Below are 16,189 nucleotides of genomic sequence, written 5' to 3'. Positions count from 1 at the left end.
CTATCTCGTATTCTTTAAGTAGACAAATTATTCTATAATCTATTTTACCATAGTTGAACAAAATGTAGCGACTCATCCGGCTGACTTTTCTGTAAGTTAACGATAGAATGAGAGAAAGACTATTTTGAGGGGGAGCAAGACCATGCCAATTTCATTTCGAAAACATGAGGAGTTCTTTACATTCCATGACCCGATGCAAGACGAGAAGTTGATTGACCGAAAGACAGAAATTCGTTTCGACCCATTGACTGGGGAAACTTCACGGATTATTTTCGACCCAGGTGCACCGTTCATCCCGAAGGATTATTCTCAGCTTGCGAAAGAGACGGAAGGAGTTAAATGCCCTTTCTGTGCCGAAAACGTCTCGAAAATCACTCCACGTTTTCCCGATGAATTGGTCGAAGGTGGGCGGTTTATCGCCAGGGAAGCGATTGTATTCCCGAATCTATTTCCGTACAGCAAGCATAATGCGGTCGTCAGAATGTCCAATCAACATTATGTGAAGCCTGAAGAATTTACGGAGGAACTCATTGCGGATTCATTTAAAGCCGCCCATCAGTATATTGAAAAGGTATTGGAGTTTGACAATCAAACAGAATATGTCTCCATCAATTGGAACTACTTGCCGCCTTCAGGAGGAAGTATTTTGCATCCGCATATCCAAGTGTTGGCGTCGGAACAGCCGACGAATTATCAGTCGGCCATCACGACGAATAGCCATTCCTTCTATGAAAAAGAGGGAGAAAATTACTTAACTTCCCTTGTCTCTGAAGAACGTAATCTTGGAGAACGTTGGATTGGGCACGTTGGCTCGATTAGTTGGCTACATGCCTATGCTCCGAAAAGTCATTATGATTTCATCGGGATTTTCGAGGCCGCTTCTTTCGATGAACTTGGTAGTGGGAATTACGAGGATCTTGCAAAAAGCATGCTTCGTTTCTTCCTTTATTTCAAAGAACAGGGAGTGGAAAGCTTTAATGCAGTCATGCATATCCCCGTGAAAAAGCACGCTGCAGAACAAGTCCATTTCCGTCTCGTTCCACGCATGACAATCGGGATGCTTGAAACGAGCGATATGAACGTGTTCAACTTTTTACAGGGCGAGCCGTTATCCTTAAAATCTCCTGAAACTGTAGCGAAGGAAGTAGGAAAGTTTTTTAATGAAGGGAAGTGATTCAACTTTGAATAAAACAGTAGTCGATCGGGTCGGTCGAAGCGTCACGTATCACTATCCGCCAAAACGGATTGTCTCTTTATGTCCAGGCATTACGGATACGCTTCTTTCACTTGGATTGGAAGAGAAAATCGTCGGCAGGACTCGTTTTTGCATTCATCCGAAGGGAATCGTTGAACGTATCCCTGCCGTTGCGGGCACAAAAGACATTAAGCTTGAGGCAATCATAGACGTAAAACCCGATTTAATCATCGTTGAAAAAGAAGAGAATACAAAAGAAATCGTGGAAGAGTTAGAGAAGCATATCCCTGTCTATGTAGCAGAAGTGCAGTCTGTGGATGAAGCTTTCCAGATGATAGAAGACATGGGTGATTTGACAGATCAGAAAGAAGCAGCTGTCAAATTAGTCAGCACCATTCAGCAAGAATTCGATTCATTGCCAAAAGCGCTCGGAAAACGCATCGCCTATGTCATATGGCGGAAACCATATATGGTAGTCGGGAAGGATACATACATCAACTCGCTTCTTAATAAGATGGGATTCACCAACCCTTTTACAGAAGCCGACGGAAGATATCCCGCCGTTACAGCAGAAGTTTTCCAAAAAGCGAATCTCGATTACGTATTCTTAGCATCAGAGCCCTTCCCATTTAAAGAAAAGCATTTAAACGAGTTCACAGCAATAATGCCCAATACCAAACCAATCCTCGTAGACGGCGAAATGTTCTGGTATGGGCCAAGAATGTTAGAGGCTGCACAATATTTTAAACAGTTATTCTGTGATGAATTGGGATTTATAGTTGATTGAAGCGAAAGGTGGCGACTCCGAGGGAGCGGGAAGTAGTTAGCCCCTGCCTTAATTTCTGCAAAAGGCGCAGAAATTAAGGCAAATCGAACTCTTCGTGGTTCGATTGGAAAGCGTCCGCCTGCAGCGCAAATCAACGGTTTTTATACACAAAAAAACACGGGAACATCAAAAAGATGGTCTCTTGTCTTCAATCACTTCAATGAATTATAAATCGTCGACATCCGAATCGCATGCTCCATCTCATCATGCATCGCAATGAAAATTGGATTATATGCCTGCTGAAACGGAACCATCAACAACAACTCCTTATATGTCTCTACCGAATCCAACGCATCAACAAGCGCCTGCTTAGCACATTCTTTAAAATTGTAACAAGGAATCGGTTTCTTTGGATTTTGTACAAACGTCCCGGTCATCATATAATAGACTTGCTGCAACATTTCATAATGACTTTTTTCATCCTCATACGCATGCTGGATGAAATCCCGCCAAAGCGCATCATCGGTTTTCTCATACATCGACTTATAGAAATAATAGTCCTTGTATTCATCCTCAATCGCTTGTTTTAATTTATCGACAAACACGTCAGCACCCTTTCGTATCTTTTGTTTAACTTTATGCGGATGGGCGCGCATCTATGAAAGGAGAGATTTGATGCTACAGCATTTCAGCTATAAACCAATGTTCGCAGGAGTTAATTTACCTGGCTGGACATTTTCATTCTTCTATCAAAATCAACGATACTCCGGAGATTACATGCCTCACGGTACCATCAATTGGGATGGTGAAACACCTTCTGACGAAGAAAAGGTCAAAAAAATGATTCACGAACTGATGACATTCCATGTGTATGAATGAAGGAAAATTTTCCGACCATACTATCCCTCGATAAGGAGGCGACGTATATGGCGAAGGATAACGAAAAGACCCCTGAGCAATTGTACAAAGAAAAGGAACAATTGAAAATCCAAAATCAGAAAACCGAAAACGTCTTCGAGGATAAAAGCAGAGTGCCAGACGAGCAAAATGCTTGGAAGGAAACGCAGTATCAAAGAGGCGAATAAAGAATAGCGGAGGGTGGCGGTTAGATGCGACAGGCGTAAGGCAGATCCACGAAATGGCGCTCTTCGCCATGTAGGGGAGCTGACTTATGACCCGAGTATCTGCCACCCGGAGCTGGACAATAAAGAAAAGCGGAGGGTGGCTGTAAACGCACCCCTCCGCTTTTGTTTTATTCTCCTGCCAATTTCCTTCTTCCAAAAATAAAATAATAATAAGTAGATGAAATGATATAAAGTCCAGCAGTTATCGTGAATGCATATGCATATCCCCAATAATTCCCGTGAGTGACGACAAGTCCTGTCGCGACCGTTCCCATAATTGCCCATCCAAGGGAAAAAACCATCTGGTTCATGGAATTGGCAAGCCCTTTGTACTTATCCGACACAACTTCCATCGCAACCGCACTTTGTATCGGATTGCCCGCATTCATAAGCGCCTGTCTAAGAAGGAATCCGAGCGAAGCCAACCATAATGATGTCGTGTATGCCGTCAATAATAGGAAAGGGATTGATAGGACTTGGAATAAAATTAACGCCTTCACCTTGCCGACTTTCCTTGAAAGTGCTGGGCCGATCATTGCCGCCACTGCCGTCATCGCAGAACCTAACGAAAGAACAAAACCAATATAAGAATTTGTCGCGTCAAAGCGATTCGCGAAATACAAGTTCAAATAGGGAACTACTAAACCCGAACCAAAGCCTATCAATAAGCTTGCAAAGGAAAAATGGAAAATGACAATTAAATTTCGCTTGAAACTATCATCCAATGCAGGGGCTTCCTGAGAGGTTGGTTGCGGTTTCGCCTTTTTCTCTTTCGCGGGCTTTTCTTGCAGTTTGAATAACGGGATTAATCCCAATGTGTAAATCGATGCTCCAACCATCAATGCATATCGGATTGCTTCAGCCGCACTGATCTTCAATACGGTTTCCAACACATCCGCAATAATTCCACCGGATAAACTACCAATGACGTTCGCAATCGTGATGATTGCAAAGTTGACACTGAAAAGTTTAACTCTCTCCGTAGGGGAAGAGTTTTCCGCAAGAAACGGGATTCCCGACACTTGGACGAATGCCATGAATAACCCCGTTAAAAATGCAGCAGTGATTATTGGAGTTTCTGAAACTGCAATTCCCCGATAGAATAACGTCGTCACCGCAAGTAGTGCTCCGCCAACAATCATCCATTTCCGCCCAAATTTATCACTTAAAAATCCTGCGGGTACAAGCATGATTGCAGATGCCATCGCAGTCATGGAAATCACCTTTCCATTCACCGTTTCCGGCATCCCTAACTCCCGTATGTATAAATTGTACATGACCATGAAAACACCCATCCCTACTTGGAGAAGCGCGTTTCCAATTATAAAAAGTCTTACATTTCGATTAAAAGAAAAGAATTTATGTTTCCACTCACCGACGCGTATCATCTGCATTTCCAACTTTCCGCTCTAAGATGCTTCGATACTCTAAATATACGTGTTTACGAAACATTTCGCAACGGAATTTTCATTCTACTCAAACCTCGAAAGAAGGATTTGCTATTTTGGTAGTCGAAATATGCATAAATGTGCCAATAAACGCATAAACACTGTGAAAAACGCATATATCCCTCCAAAAACGCATAAACACAATAAATGATGCATAAATCCCAATATATACGCATAAACACCAAAAATGCAGCATAACTCCCCTGACAGGCACATTAATCACTAAAAAAACGCAAAAAAAAAAGAAGTCTGTTGAGTCGACTTCAAATTTCCCACAGAATACTTTATTTAATTTTAAAGAATGACTTTAAGACTGATGCGTCAGATTGAAAATCTCACGTTCATGTTGAATGATTTTGAAATCAAAAAACTCCAAGTCTTTTTTAGTCGCCAACTGTTCAAAACGCTCAGTTGTCTCCGTACGAAATTCAGTCAAATGTGCCGTTTGATCATAAATCAGTTGCTGTTTCTCCTCTAAATTGGATAATCTCTCATTCGTCAGTTTCAGTTCATCCTTAATCCCCTTTATTTCACCTGTCATCTCCGCCTTGAATTCCGTCATTTCCGCCTTGAATTCTTTCATCTCCGCTTTGAATTCTGTCATTTCCGCCTTGAATTCTGCCATCTCCGCTTTGAATTCTGTCATTTCCGCCTTAATACCTTGAAGCTCAGCTAAAATTTGTTTTGCGATATCTCCATTCACCAATATTCACCCTCTTTCCAATATAAATAATTACTCACTTGTCCACAATTATATCACATAAAGCTTCGACAAAAAACAACAACAATCCTCGATTATACATCGACATTCCTCACCATTGCGTGCAGACTTCACACCGTTGCGGGGACACTTTCCTACGTTAAGGACACACTTTAACGGTTTGCGAGGACACTTTCCTACATTGCGGGCACACTTCAACGATTTGCGAGGACACCCGCGCGTTGCGGGGAGACTTCGATGATTTGCGGGGAGACTTGCACCGTTGAGGGCACACTTCAACGAATTGCGGGGACACTTTCCTACATTGCGGGCACACTTTAACGATTTGCGGGGAGACTTGCACCGTTGAGGGCACACTTTAACGGTTTGCGAGGACACCTGCTTTTTACAAGGAGACTCCTATGAATCCAGCAAAAAAGGGACTCCATTTAAGAAGTCCCTTCCCTCAACAAACTTACCCCGCACTCAATCCATTCCCTGCCTGCAGTTTATACATCTGTGCATATTGTCCACCAAGCGCAAGCAATTCGTCATGATTGCCTTGCTCGACGATTTCCCCACGGTCCAGCACTAATATCCGGTCCGCATTCTTAATCGTCGATAGTCGGTGCGCGATGATGAACGTGGTACGCCCTTTCTTCAACACATCCATCGCATGCTGGATGATTTCCTCGGTTTCCGTATCAATATTGGACGTTGCTTCGTCCAATATCAAAATCGCGGGGTCAAAAGCAAGCGCACGTGCGAATGAAATCAATTGCCGCTGCCCGGAAGAAAGCGTGCTCCCCTTCTCTACGACTGGCTCATCAATCCCACCTGGTAAATGCTTCAACACCCGGTCTCCGCCGACTGCATCAAGCGCATTTTGAACTTTCTCCCGTGTAATCCTTGTATCACCGAGGCTAATATTCGACTCGACAGTTCCGCTGAATAAATACGGATCCTGTAAGACGATTCCCATATGATCACGGATTGTCTGACGTGACATTTCCCCAATATTCATGTCGTCAATTGTGATTTTCCCTTTCGATACATCATAAAAACGGAACAACAAGTTCATAATTGAACTCTTCCCCGAGCCCGTATGGCCGACAAGCGCCACCGTTTCCCCTTGCTTCGCTTCAAATGAAATATCTTTCAACACGTATTCTTTATCCTTGTAAGCGAACCACACGTCTTCAAATCGGACATTCCCACGGTAACGTGCGATTTTCACATCACTGACCGCCTCCCCAGGACGGTCCATCAATCCGAAGACACGTTCAGCTGCTACAAGTGAATGCTCAAGTCGCGCGAACTGGTTGACGACCCCCGTAATCGGGTTGAACAACCTTGTAATATAGTCGACGAATGCGTAAAGCATACCGACTGAAACGACGCTCTCCGCGGTTAACGAAGCCCCACCAAAATACCAAATCAAGAAAACAAACGCCAATGAACGGATAATATCGACGAGGTTATGTGAAGTCGCAGCTTCAACTTTCAAAAGCTTGCTTTGATACGTATAATGCTCGTCGTTTATCGCATTGAATTCCCCGTCCATCTGTTTTTCACGGCGGAATGCCTGGATGATCGTCATTCCATTGATGGATTCATTGATCATCGCATTCATTTCACTGTTTTTGCTTCGGATGATGTGATTCACTTTAGAGGCGAACCTTCTATACAACTTCATCCAAACGTAAAGGACAGGCAAGACGAAAAGCGTAATGGCTCCCATCTTTGGATCTAAAAAGAACAATGCGATGAAAATCCCAAGCATATACATGCCGCTAATCGCAAATTGCGACACGACCGTAACGTATAAATTTCGGATCGCTTCTGTATCATTCGTAATCCGCGCAACAACCTTTCCAGCAGGCAAATTATCAAAATAGCGGATTGGCAATGTTTGAATATGCGCGTACAATTCATTCCGCAATTTCTGAATGATTCTGTTTGCCGCCTTTTGTAACAATAAATATTGAAAATACCTTAGAATCGCTGTCACTACCGCAAGCCCGAAAAATACGGCTAACAGCTTAGCGATTGGTGTAAAATTAATTGATTTGTCAATCGACGTTGCAATATGGTCATCAATGATCCGTTTTGCAATCATCGGTCCCATCAAATCCGCCGCAACCGCTATTGCGAGAAGAAACAATCCTGTAATTAATAACTTTTTATAATCAAGTGCATACTGCACTAAACGTTTTCCGGTACCCATCTTATTCAACCTCCCCAATTTGCTGGCGGTCGAATTGCTCTTTATACCATCCGTTATTCGCAAGCAAGTCTTCATGTCTTCCTTCTTCAATGACACTGCCATCGTCAAGCACGATAATCCAATCCGCATGTTGGATAGCAGATAGACGATGTGTCGTAATAATCGTCGTTTTGCCTGAACGTTCCGATTGGATGTTCTCGATGATTTTCGCTTCCGTTTTGGCATCGACTGCTGATAGCGAGTCATCTAAGATAAGGATTTCAGGATTTTTCACGAGAGCACGTGCAATTGAAATCCGTTGCTTCTGGCCTCCCGATAACGCAACACCCTTTTCACCTACAAGTGTATCCAGTCCAGACGGCAGCATTTGCAAATCCTTTTCAAAATAGGAAAGTCTGATGGATTCCGCAATATCGTCTTCCGTAGCTTCCGGCCGTCCGAACAGGATATTATCCCGTACAGACCTTGAGAAGAGAACATGGTCTTGCGGTACATAGCCGATCCAATCACGTACCTGGTCTTTCTTCAAAGATTGCAAGGCAACACCAGAAAAGGCGATTTCCCCTTCTCCTGCTGGGTATTCACGCAATAGCTGTTTTACAAAAGTCGTTTTCCCGCTACCGGTTTTTCCGACTATTCCAAGCGTCTGACCCCTATCCAACTTCAGTTCGATTTTATCCAAATTCACTGAGTGCGACATTGGATAAGTGAAGCTAACATCATTGAAACCGACATTTTCAGGCTTTTCAAGATCAACAGGCTGTTCAGGATCCTTGACGTCTTCCTCGTAATTCAACGTCTCCATGACGCGGTCAAGCGAGGCATTTCCTCGTTGTAAAACGTTGATCAGCTCTCCGATTGCAAACATCGGCCAGACAATCATCCCTAAATACACATTGAATGTAACAAGATTTCCTAACGTCATCTCGCCAGTCGATACTAAAAACGCACCATATCCAAGACCGATCATATACGTCAAAGCCGTCAGCGTTTTTGAAAATGGCATGAATAATGCGTCAATCTTTTCGACATGCATATTTTTCTTGTACACATCTTCTGTCATATCTGCGAACCGCTTCTCAGAAGCACGTTCTTGCACGTAGGCACGGACGACACGGACGCCAGCAACCGCTTCAAGGACTTCATCATTCAAATCGCCGAATGCCTGTTGGGCAGTCATATACCGTTCATGGATTTTCTTCCCCAAGTACTGGAGAATAAAAGCCAATATAGGCAACGGGATAATTGCCGCTAATGTCAACTTCCATGAGACGACAAAGCCCATCGTAATAATAAGTGTCCCTAAATACACTGTCGAATCGACGAGGGTCATTATTCCGAAACCGGCTGTTTCCGAAATTGCGCGCAAGTCATTTGTGGAGCGCGCCATCAGATCCCCTGTCTTATTCTTTTCATAAAATGTCGGAGTCATTTTAAGGAAATGCCTCATGAGCCGCGATCTTAATTGCCGCTCAATGACATAAGCACCGCCGAATAACTGATACTGCCATATAAAGTTTCCGAAATACGAAAAGAGCATGATCAGTAACATTGCTCCAATAAACAGCGCCAACAGTTTTGCCGTCATCGACTGTGTATAAATCGCATCAATCGCCTGCCCTATGATCCATGGTGGCAAAATCACAAGGATATTTGCGACCATTAATAGGACGAGTGCTATTGTATACCTTTTACGATTCTCTTTAAAAAACCATTTTAATTTAAATAAAACTGAAAACATTTTTCAACCTTCTTCCTTCTTCTCTATCGACTATCCACTTTCAAGAGAGTCCTTTTTCAATAGTTTCCGTTGCTGATTCATGACATTCATCATCAGCGCCCCTTTCCTGTTTTTTTATATGCAATCACACTAAAAGTGAAAACACCATTTTTGTTTATCAGAAAAGACAAAAAAGCACACGCCTCCTATGGATAAGCGTGTGCTCATTATAAAGGAACGGCAATTCAAGCCGTCTTGGTATCATTTCAAATAATAGATAAAGACCAATACGGCACGGAACTATGAAATTGTTGTTTGATTAGATTTACTTTTTTCATTTCCCGCACCTCCCTTACTATTTTGACTTTCGGATAATTCTACAATACATTTCCAATTTTCATTTGTCAATACATTTCGAGCAATTGTTTTATTTTAGTACAATTTCAGCATTTTTCACTGTATGTAAATGAACATCTGAATATTCATCCCAACACCATATGTGATAATGCTCCTAAAATCGCCGTAACCAATACGACTATCCACGGGGATAATTTATAATACTGCAATAGTCCAAATGCTATTAGTGCAATTGCAAAATCAGATGGATGCAAGATGGCACTTGTGAATACGGGATTATAGAGCGCTGCAAGTAAAATGCCGACAACACCAGCGTTCACTCCCTTAAGAGCCGCTTGGATCCCTTTCTTTGAGCGGATCGCCGACCAAAACGGCAACGTTCCGATAACCAGTAAGAATGACGGCAAAAACATGGCGACTACCGCAACTGCCGCCCCCGCCGGCCCATTCATCAACTGCCCTAAATAGCCGGATAATGTAAATAATGGTCCGGGCACCGCTTGTGCTGCACCATATCCCGCGATGAACGTCTCCGCGTCCATCCAACCTGCTGGTACTACTTCCCGTTCAAGCATTGGCAATACGACATGCCCACCACCGAAGACGATTGACCCAACACGATAGAAAATATCAAAGATAGCAATAGTTGCGTTGTGGAAATACGCTCGAATTGCAGGTATTCCGATGAGCAATATAAAGAATATCGTCCATGCCGCAACACCCGTCTTTCTTCCAAATGAAAGATGAATAGCTGTTGGCTTAGGGGCATCGTCTTTCCGGTAAAGACCGTATCCGAACAGTCCTGCTCCTGCAATAATAGCAATCTGTCCAATTGCTGTAGGTATTAATAGTGTCAAAATCGCCGCGGCTATTGCAATCGTAATCCTTGTCCGATCAGGAGTCAGTGACTTGCCCATTCCAAGCAAGGCATGTGCAACTACAGCGACTGCAACAATCTTCAATCCTTTTATCCAACCAATATCGAATGATCCAGAAGAGGAAATTAGCCATGCGAATCCCATAAGAAGCAGGACGGATGGCAACGTGAATCCGATCCACGACAAAATACCGCCAAGCAAACCTCCACGCATTAACCCGATTGCAATGCCCACTTGAGAACTTGCCGGCCCCGGTAGAAACTGGCATAATGCCACGATATCGGCATACATCTTATCATCCAACCACTTCTTTTTCTTCACATACTCCTCACGGAAATAGCCGATGTGAGCAGCCGGACCCCCAAATGAAGTTAGCCCTAAAAGTAATGATGTCTTTAAAATTTCTGTTGACTGTCTTAGATTTTTCAATTCCGCACCTCCATAAACATTTCATCTATTATACAAGACTTAGGCAAAACTATTTGTAATTTCCTTGTAAATAAATTATTATTAACTTAACTAACGATTTTAACCTTACAGGAGGTGTGCACTTTGTTCTACCCCTCATTCGGGTGCGGGGCAAAGTAAACTTATTTGGAAATTGCCATACGATTGGCAGCCTTTGCTGCCTTGATCGCATTCACCGCATTTTTTGTTGCGAGTGAATTTGCAATAGTGAAAGTACGAACAACAAGGATCAATCAGCTCGTCGCGGAAGGGAATCGTCGTGCCCTTACTGCTAAAAAGGTCATCAGCAACTTAGATGAATATTTATCGGCTTGTCAATTAGGGATTACGATAACCGCTCTCGGATTAGGTATGTTAGGTGAACCGACCGTGAAATTGATATTAAATCCGGTTTTTGCTCATTTTGAACTGGAGCCGCGTGCAGCTACGATTCTGTCTTTCATCATTGCATTTACAATCGTAACATTTCTACACGTTGTTGTAGGTGAGTTGGCGCCTAAGACCATCGCTATTCAGCGGGCTGAAGCCATTACCTTATCAGCTGCAAAACCGCTCATTATTTTTTACTTCATAATGTACCCTGTTATAAAAGGGATGAACGGTTCCGCACGTCTCATCATTCGCCTATTCGGTTTCAAGCCCGTTTCGGAAACGGACGTGGCCCATTCTGAAGATGAATTGAGAATGATCCTTTCCGATAGCTTAAAAGGCGGCGAAATCAATCAATCCGAATATAAATTCGTCAATAAGATATTCGAATTCGATGATCGTATTGCCAAAGAGATTATGGTGCCTCGGACAGAAATGATGACGATTGAAAAGGATATGACTTTGCGTGATGTATTTGAGATGATGGGTGTTGAACAATTTACAAGATACCCCGTCACAGATGGCGATAAAGACCATGTCATCGGCTTGGTCAATATGAAAAACCTATTGACGGCATTCATCAAGGATCCGACAACGGGTGAACAACCAGTTAGCGAGTATATGCAGCCAATCATCAGAGTTATCGAAACGGTAGCAATAGGGGATCTCCTTCTTAAAATTCAACGGGAACGGATCCATATGACCGTTTTGATGGATGAATACGGTGGAACTGCGGGGCTCGTTACAATTGAAGATATTTTGGAAGAGATTGTCGGAGAAATCCAGGATGAGTTCGATATAGACGAAGTACCAGAAGTACAGAAGATTAATGAAAACCATTATATATTCGATGCAAAAATGTTAATTGAAAATGTTAATGACGTCCTTGATATTGATATTGAAGAGGAAGATATCGATACAATCGGTGGTTGGTTCATGTCTGAACGATTTGAGGCAGTGCCTGGCGAGAAGATTATTGAACAAGGGTATGAATTTACCGTGAAGGATGTTGAAGGTCATCATATCCTTTATCTTGAGGCAATGAAGCACAAGGCTGAAAAATCAAGTGGAGTGACAGATATTCCGGTTGAGTCATAATAAAACGGCATCCCTATTCCAATGGGATGCCGTTTTTATTGTGATTAATTAGCGACTGCCTACCAGATTTCCGCTTCAGGCGGACGCTTTCCAATCGAACCACGAGAGAGTTCGATTTGCCGTATTTCTGCGCCTTTTGCAGAAATTAAGGCAGCCATCTTGGCATTCCTGCTCGCTTAGGGTCGCAATAAACATTGCTCGCAACGCCGTTCTTAGTTGCGGCGTTCGCTTCAATCTACAAAAAAAATTTCGGACTAAACCTCAATCCTTCTTATATTCCACGTGATAGATATCATGACGGCGGTCTTTCAATTGTTTTACTGTCCCGTCCTGACGCTGTCTGCGTAAAATCTCAAGATCCACATCACCAATCAATACCATTTCGAGATTCGCATTCGTCTCTCCTACAATTCCGTCGCGGGCGAATTCGAAATCGGATGGAGAGAAAATGGCGGACTGTGCGTATTGGATATCCATGTTTTCCGTTTGCGGCAAATTACCCACGGTGCCGGAAATAACGGTGTAAATCTGATTTTCAATCGCCCTTGCCTGCGCACAATACCGTACTCTCAAGTAGCCTTGGCGATCTTCTGTACAAAAAGGAGTGAAGATAATATTTGCTCCTTTATCCGTCGCGATTCGCGCAAGCTCTGGAAATTCAATATCATAACAGATTTGAATGGCAATCTTTCCACAATCCGTATCAAATACACGGACTGAATCACCTTGGCTGATTCCCCACCATTTCCGCTCATTCGGCGTAATATGAAGCTTGTATTGCTTTTCGATTGATCCATCCCGTCTGAATAGATAGGCAATGTTATAAACTTCCTCATCCTCTTCTTCAACGAAATGGGAACCTCCGATAATGTTCACATTATAACGTACAGCAAGATTCGTAAACAGTTCGATGTATTGTGGTGTATATTCTGTCATCTTCCGGACAGCCCGACTCGGTGATGGTTCATCCAGGAACGACATTAACTGTGTCGTAAATATTTCAGGGAATACAACGAAGTCTGAGTTTGAGTCAGAACCAACATCCACAAAATACTCGCATTGATGTGCCAACTCTTCGAAGCATGATATTTTTCGCATCAAATATTGCACAACGCAGATCCGCACAGGATAGCTTGTCTTATAATGGCGTTTCGTCGTCGCTTTATAATCGACATTATTCCATTCCATTAAGGTAGCATACTTTTTTGAGGCTTTATCATCAGGCAAATAATTCGGATTGATCCTCATCAAAGTAAAGTCATTCAATAATTGAAATGTCAGTACTGGATCATAGATTTTATGTCTCGTTACCGCCTCAACGTATTCCCTCGCAGACATTTCGGAAGCAAATCGATGGTAGTTTGGAATCCTGCCACCGATAATAATCGACTTCAAATTCAGTCTTTGCACTAACTCTTTACGGGCTTCATACAATCGTTGGCCTACCTTCATCCTTCGATAGTCTGGATGGACCATCACTTCAATTCCGTATAAGTTATACCCTTCCGGATTATGATTCGTAATATAACCGTTGTCGGAAATATCATCCCATGTATGCCTGTCATCATACTCATCGAAATTGATGATCAGGCCCGAGCAGGAACCTATTATTTCTCCATCCAACTCGGCAACGAACTGTCCCTCAGGAAAAATGGATAAATGACTTTCCAAATGCCCCACTTCCCACGGATCCATACCCGGGAAACAGACCTTCTGCATTTGCAAAATCTTTTCAATATCATCCTCTTCCATCTCTCGGATGATCATGCTCATTTCAAATGACGATAAATCAATTTCTTCGCTCATCCTCAGTTCACCCTTTCTTCATATTTTATACCCATAATTAACGAAGAAAAATCATGTGATTCCGATTATTTTACTTGCATTCAACAGCACCGTATAATCAATCATGGGAGTCTATAAATAGGAGTTGAGGCAATGCAGAAAAGGTTGGAGAATGGCCTAATTTTCATTTTCACTACTTCCCTCATCGCGACGCTTGGTTCCTTGTATTATTCGGAGGTCCGAGGGTTTGAACCTTGCACGTTTTGCTGGTATCAGCGAATCCTTATGTATCCGATTGTCTTAATTTCGGGAATCGCTTTGTATCAAAAAAATGCCAAAATCGCTTTGACGACAGCAATATTTTCAATTGTGGGCGGTTCCATATCAATTTATCATTACGGCCTACAAAAGTTAACGTTCTTGCATGACAGCGCTCCCGCGTGTGGAAATGTCCCTTGTACAGGGCAGTATGTAAATTATCTTGGATTCATCACGATTCCGTTCATGGCTTTGACGGCATTCGTGTTAATCCTCATTACAAGCCTTTTCTTGATAAAATGGCAGAAGGAGTCTAATTGAATTGAAAAAATTATTTATTATTGGTGGCGTCATTATCGCTATCTTCGCATTGATCGTTGTGTTATCCAACCAATCTGATAAGGAGAAGTTGAAAAACAATCCTTATGGAAAAGACGATCTGAAGAAGCCGACTATTGCACTTATTGGTAATGAAAATTACAGCAATATCGTACTTCCTGATGAATTATACGATAAGGTAAGTTCCGGCGAGTCCGTCACAGCCTACTTCTTTCATCCAGAATGCCAATATTGTATGGCGATGACACCTCTCTTAATGCCAGTTGCAAAAGAAGAAAACATCCATGTTTATCAATTCAATATGTTGGAATTCGGTGATCAATCTCAACCCTATGGGATCCAATCTTGGCCTGCCCTTATCCATTACAAGGATGGCAAAGAAGTGAAACGCATGGTTGGTTTGCCTGAAGGAAGCGATGAGGATGTCAAAGAAACAATTCGCACGTTCTTTGATGAGTACGATGAAAAGTGATGGAGAGCAACATGATTTCATTTCACTATAAAACAAGCAGCGACGGAGTAACAATTGAAGAACTTCTACGGAATGAATGGCAAGCAGGTAAAAAAACCGTCCATCAAATGAGGATGGACAAGGCAGTTACAGATAAAGCAGGGGTTCCATTGGATTGGCGTACTCCCCTCACAGATGGGACAGAGCTGCTGTTTCACTTCAAAGACGCAATGTCTTCCTACAAACCTGATGAGGAAAGAAACGTTACAATACTTTTCGAGGATGAACATCTTATCGCCGCCACAAAGCCGGCAGAAATGGCAACGCATCCCGATGAGAACGATAAGGGCCATACTTTCATGAATGCGGTCATGGCTCATGTCGTTAAAAACGGCGGTACATACGCCGAACATGTCCATCGCCTTGATAAAGGCACGGAAGGCATCGTACTTGTTGCAAAACATCCTATTGCGAAAGCACTTTTCGACCGGATGATAGAGGAACGCTTGATCACACGGATCTACCAAGCTGAAGTGGATGGTAGGTTGAAACGAGTGAGGGGAACGCTTCAATATCCCATTGGACGCGACCGGCACCATCCAACACGACGACGAGTCTCACCGGGCGGACAAGATGCCGTCACACGTTTTAAGATTATTGAACGGTTCGATGCTTCAACACTCGTTGAAGCAAGCCTTGAAACTGGACGAACGCATCAGATTCGCGTACATTTTTCCCATATTGGACATCCTGTCAAAGGGGACACATTATACGGGGGCAGCGAAACTGAAGATGGTAAGTATCGTTTGACAGCAAAGAAAGTACAATTCTTACATCCATTTACGGGTGAACAAACCAATATAGAAATTTAGTAAAAAAAAACCGGAGTAGATGATTACCATCCTCCGGTTTTTTCTTATATTATGCCTCATCAAATTTATGGTTCTATAATATTTGTTGGGGTGTTCACGCAAATTAAACAAAAAAATGCACGTAATCACCGTTT

15 protein-coding genes are annotated in these 16,189 nt (G+C 42.7%); 8 read left to right on the top strand and 7 right to left on the bottom strand.

Annotation, left to right across the window (positions count from 1 at the left end):
- Nucleotides 1-142: 142 nt before the first annotated feature.
- Nucleotides 143-1,174, top strand: coding sequence for a hypothetical protein (locus tag ACFPZG_RS16220; protein ID WP_317941205.1), 1,032 nt, complete (start codon nucleotides 143-145; stop codon nucleotides 1,172-1,174).
- A gap of 7 nt (nucleotides 1,175-1,181) precedes the next feature.
- The gene (locus ACFPZG_RS16215) at nucleotides 1,182-1,982 is read left to right on the top strand and encodes an ABC transporter substrate-binding protein (protein ID WP_317941204.1); all 801 of its coding nucleotides are present in this window, start codon (nucleotides 1,182-1,184) and stop codon (nucleotides 1,980-1,982) included.
- A 191-nt stretch (nucleotides 1,983-2,173) separates the two neighbouring features.
- On the opposite strand, the gene ACFPZG_RS16210 is transcribed toward ACFPZG_RS16215, so the two are convergent.
- Nucleotides 2,174-2,617 (bottom strand): ferritin-like domain-containing protein, encoded by a 444-nt coding sequence (locus ACFPZG_RS16210; protein WP_381428002.1) that lies wholly within the window; start codon nucleotides 2,615-2,617, stop codon nucleotides 2,174-2,176.
- Between the two features lie 19 nt (nucleotides 2,618-2,636).
- On the opposite strand from ACFPZG_RS16210, the gene ACFPZG_RS16205 reads away from it, so the two are divergent.
- Together ACFPZG_RS16205 and ACFPZG_RS16200 are read left to right on the top strand one after the other, a co-directional pair.
- Complete coding sequence (locus ACFPZG_RS16205; protein WP_283734105.1) at nucleotides 2,637-2,840, top strand: YheE family protein; 204 nt, start codon at nucleotides 2,637-2,639, stop codon at nucleotides 2,838-2,840.
- 47 nt (nucleotides 2,841-2,887) lie between these two features.
- Nucleotides 2,888-3,046 (top strand): hypothetical protein, encoded by a 159-nt coding sequence (locus ACFPZG_RS16200; RefSeq protein ID WP_283734104.1) that lies wholly within the window; start codon nucleotides 2,888-2,890, stop codon nucleotides 3,044-3,046.
- 167 nt (nucleotides 3,047-3,213) lie between these two features.
- On the opposite strand, the gene ACFPZG_RS16195 is transcribed toward ACFPZG_RS16200, so the two are convergent.
- The 5 genes from ACFPZG_RS16195 to chrA all read right to left on the bottom strand — a co-directional run bounded on the left by ACFPZG_RS16195 (nucleotide 3,214) and on the right by chrA (nucleotide 10,844).
- The gene (locus ACFPZG_RS16195; RefSeq protein WP_317941203.1) at nucleotides 3,214-4,479 is read right to left on the bottom strand and encodes an MFS transporter; all 1,266 of its coding nucleotides are present in this window, start codon (nucleotides 4,477-4,479) and stop codon (nucleotides 3,214-3,216) included.
- A 361-nt stretch (nucleotides 4,480-4,840) separates the two neighbouring features.
- Complete coding sequence (locus ACFPZG_RS16190) at nucleotides 4,841-5,239, bottom strand: hypothetical protein (RefSeq protein WP_283734101.1); 399 nt, start codon at nucleotides 5,237-5,239, stop codon at nucleotides 4,841-4,843.
- Between the two features lie 469 nt (nucleotides 5,240-5,708).
- Nucleotides 5,709-7,460 carry an ABC transporter ATP-binding protein gene (locus ACFPZG_RS16185; RefSeq protein WP_317941201.1) on the bottom strand — a complete coding sequence of 584 codons (1,752 nt, stop codon included), beginning with the start codon at nucleotides 7,458-7,460 and terminating at the stop codon, nucleotides 5,709-5,711.
- A 1-nt stretch (nucleotide 7,461) separates the two neighbouring features.
- The gene (locus ACFPZG_RS16180; RefSeq protein ID WP_317941200.1) at nucleotides 7,462-9,201 is read right to left on the bottom strand and encodes an ABC transporter ATP-binding protein; all 1,740 of its coding nucleotides are present in this window, start codon (nucleotides 9,199-9,201) and stop codon (nucleotides 7,462-7,464) included.
- A gap of 461 nt (nucleotides 9,202-9,662) precedes the next feature.
- The gene (gene chrA, locus ACFPZG_RS16175) at nucleotides 9,663-10,844 is read right to left on the bottom strand and encodes a chromate efflux transporter (protein ID WP_283734100.1); all 1,182 of its coding nucleotides are present in this window, start codon (nucleotides 10,842-10,844) and stop codon (nucleotides 9,663-9,665) included.
- Between the two features lie 165 nt (nucleotides 10,845-11,009).
- Here chrA and ACFPZG_RS16170 point away from each other — a divergent pair, with 165 nt between their 5' ends.
- Nucleotides 11,010-12,350, top strand: coding sequence for a hemolysin family protein (locus ACFPZG_RS16170; protein ID WP_283734099.1), 1,341 nt, complete (start codon nucleotides 11,010-11,012; stop codon nucleotides 12,348-12,350).
- A gap of 261 nt (nucleotides 12,351-12,611) precedes the next feature.
- Here ACFPZG_RS16170 and ACFPZG_RS16165 read toward each other — a convergent pair whose 3' ends face one another.
- The gene (locus ACFPZG_RS16165; protein ID WP_317941199.1) at nucleotides 12,612-14,156 is read right to left on the bottom strand and encodes a GNAT family N-acetyltransferase; all 1,545 of its coding nucleotides are present in this window, start codon (nucleotides 14,154-14,156) and stop codon (nucleotides 12,612-12,614) included.
- A 132-nt stretch (nucleotides 14,157-14,288) separates the two neighbouring features.
- Here ACFPZG_RS16165 and ACFPZG_RS16160 point away from each other — a divergent pair, with 132 nt between their 5' ends.
- Genes ACFPZG_RS16160 through ACFPZG_RS16150 form a run of 3 tightly spaced genes read left to right on the top strand, consistent with a single transcriptional unit; the run spans nucleotide 14,289 to nucleotide 16,055 of the window.
- The gene (locus ACFPZG_RS16160) at nucleotides 14,289-14,714 is read left to right on the top strand and encodes a disulfide oxidoreductase (RefSeq protein WP_283734098.1); all 426 of its coding nucleotides are present in this window, start codon (nucleotides 14,289-14,291) and stop codon (nucleotides 14,712-14,714) included.
- A 1-nt stretch (nucleotide 14,715) separates the two neighbouring features.
- Entirely contained in the window at nucleotides 14,716-15,204 is a 489-nt protein-coding gene (locus ACFPZG_RS16155) for a thioredoxin family protein (RefSeq protein ID WP_283734097.1), read from the top strand.
- Nucleotides 15,204-16,055: an RluA family pseudouridine synthase gene (locus ACFPZG_RS16150; RefSeq protein WP_381427993.1), complete on the top strand. Its 852-nt coding sequence runs from the start codon at nucleotides 15,204-15,206 to the stop codon at nucleotides 16,053-16,055. The genes ACFPZG_RS16155 and ACFPZG_RS16150 overlap by 1 nt, the downstream gene beginning before the upstream one ends.
- Nucleotides 16,056-16,189 lie beyond the last annotated feature (134 nt).

The sequence above is a fragment of the Sporosarcina thermotolerans genome (assembly GCF_042658975.1).
Lineage (GTDB): Bacteria > Bacillota > Bacilli > Bacillales_A > Planococcaceae > Sporosarcina > Sporosarcina thermotolerans.
This window is presented reverse-complemented; position numbering and strand designations above follow the sequence as displayed.

Bases quoted from the DNA above. Each gene is read 5' to 3' on its own strand.
- ACFPZG_RS16220 (WP_317941205.1), top strand. From the start codon at position 143: ATGCCAATTTCATTTCGAAAACATGAGGAGTTCTTTACATTCCATGAC.
- ACFPZG_RS16210 (WP_381428002.1), bottom strand. From the start codon at position 2,617: ATGCGCGCCCATCCGCATAAAGTTAAACAAAAGATACGAAAGGGTGCT.
- ACFPZG_RS16205 (WP_283734105.1), top strand. From the start codon at position 2,637: ATGCTACAGCATTTCAGCTATAAACCAATGTTCGCAGGAGTTAATTTA.
- ACFPZG_RS16200 (WP_283734104.1), top strand. From the start codon at position 2,888: ATGGCGAAGGATAACGAAAAGACCCCTGAGCAATTGTACAAAGAAAAG.
- ACFPZG_RS16195 (WP_317941203.1), bottom strand. From the start codon at position 4,479: ATGCAGATGATACGCGTCGGTGAGTGGAAACATAAATTCTTTTCTTTT.
- ACFPZG_RS16185 (WP_317941201.1), bottom strand. From the start codon at position 7,460: ATGGGTACCGGAAAACGTTTAGTGCAGTATGCACTTGATTATAAAAAG.
- ACFPZG_RS16180 (WP_317941200.1), bottom strand. From the start codon at position 9,201: ATGTTTTCAGTTTTATTTAAATTAAAATGGTTTTTTAAAGAGAATCGT.
- ACFPZG_RS16165 (WP_317941199.1), bottom strand. From the start codon at position 14,156: ATGAGCGAAGAAATTGATTTATCGTCATTTGAAATGAGCATGATCATC.
- ACFPZG_RS16160 (WP_283734098.1), top strand. From the start codon at position 14,289: ATGCAGAAAAGGTTGGAGAATGGCCTAATTTTCATTTTCACTACTTCC.
- ACFPZG_RS16150 (WP_381427993.1), top strand. From the start codon at position 15,204: ATGGAGAGCAACATGATTTCATTTCACTATAAAACAAGCAGCGACGGA.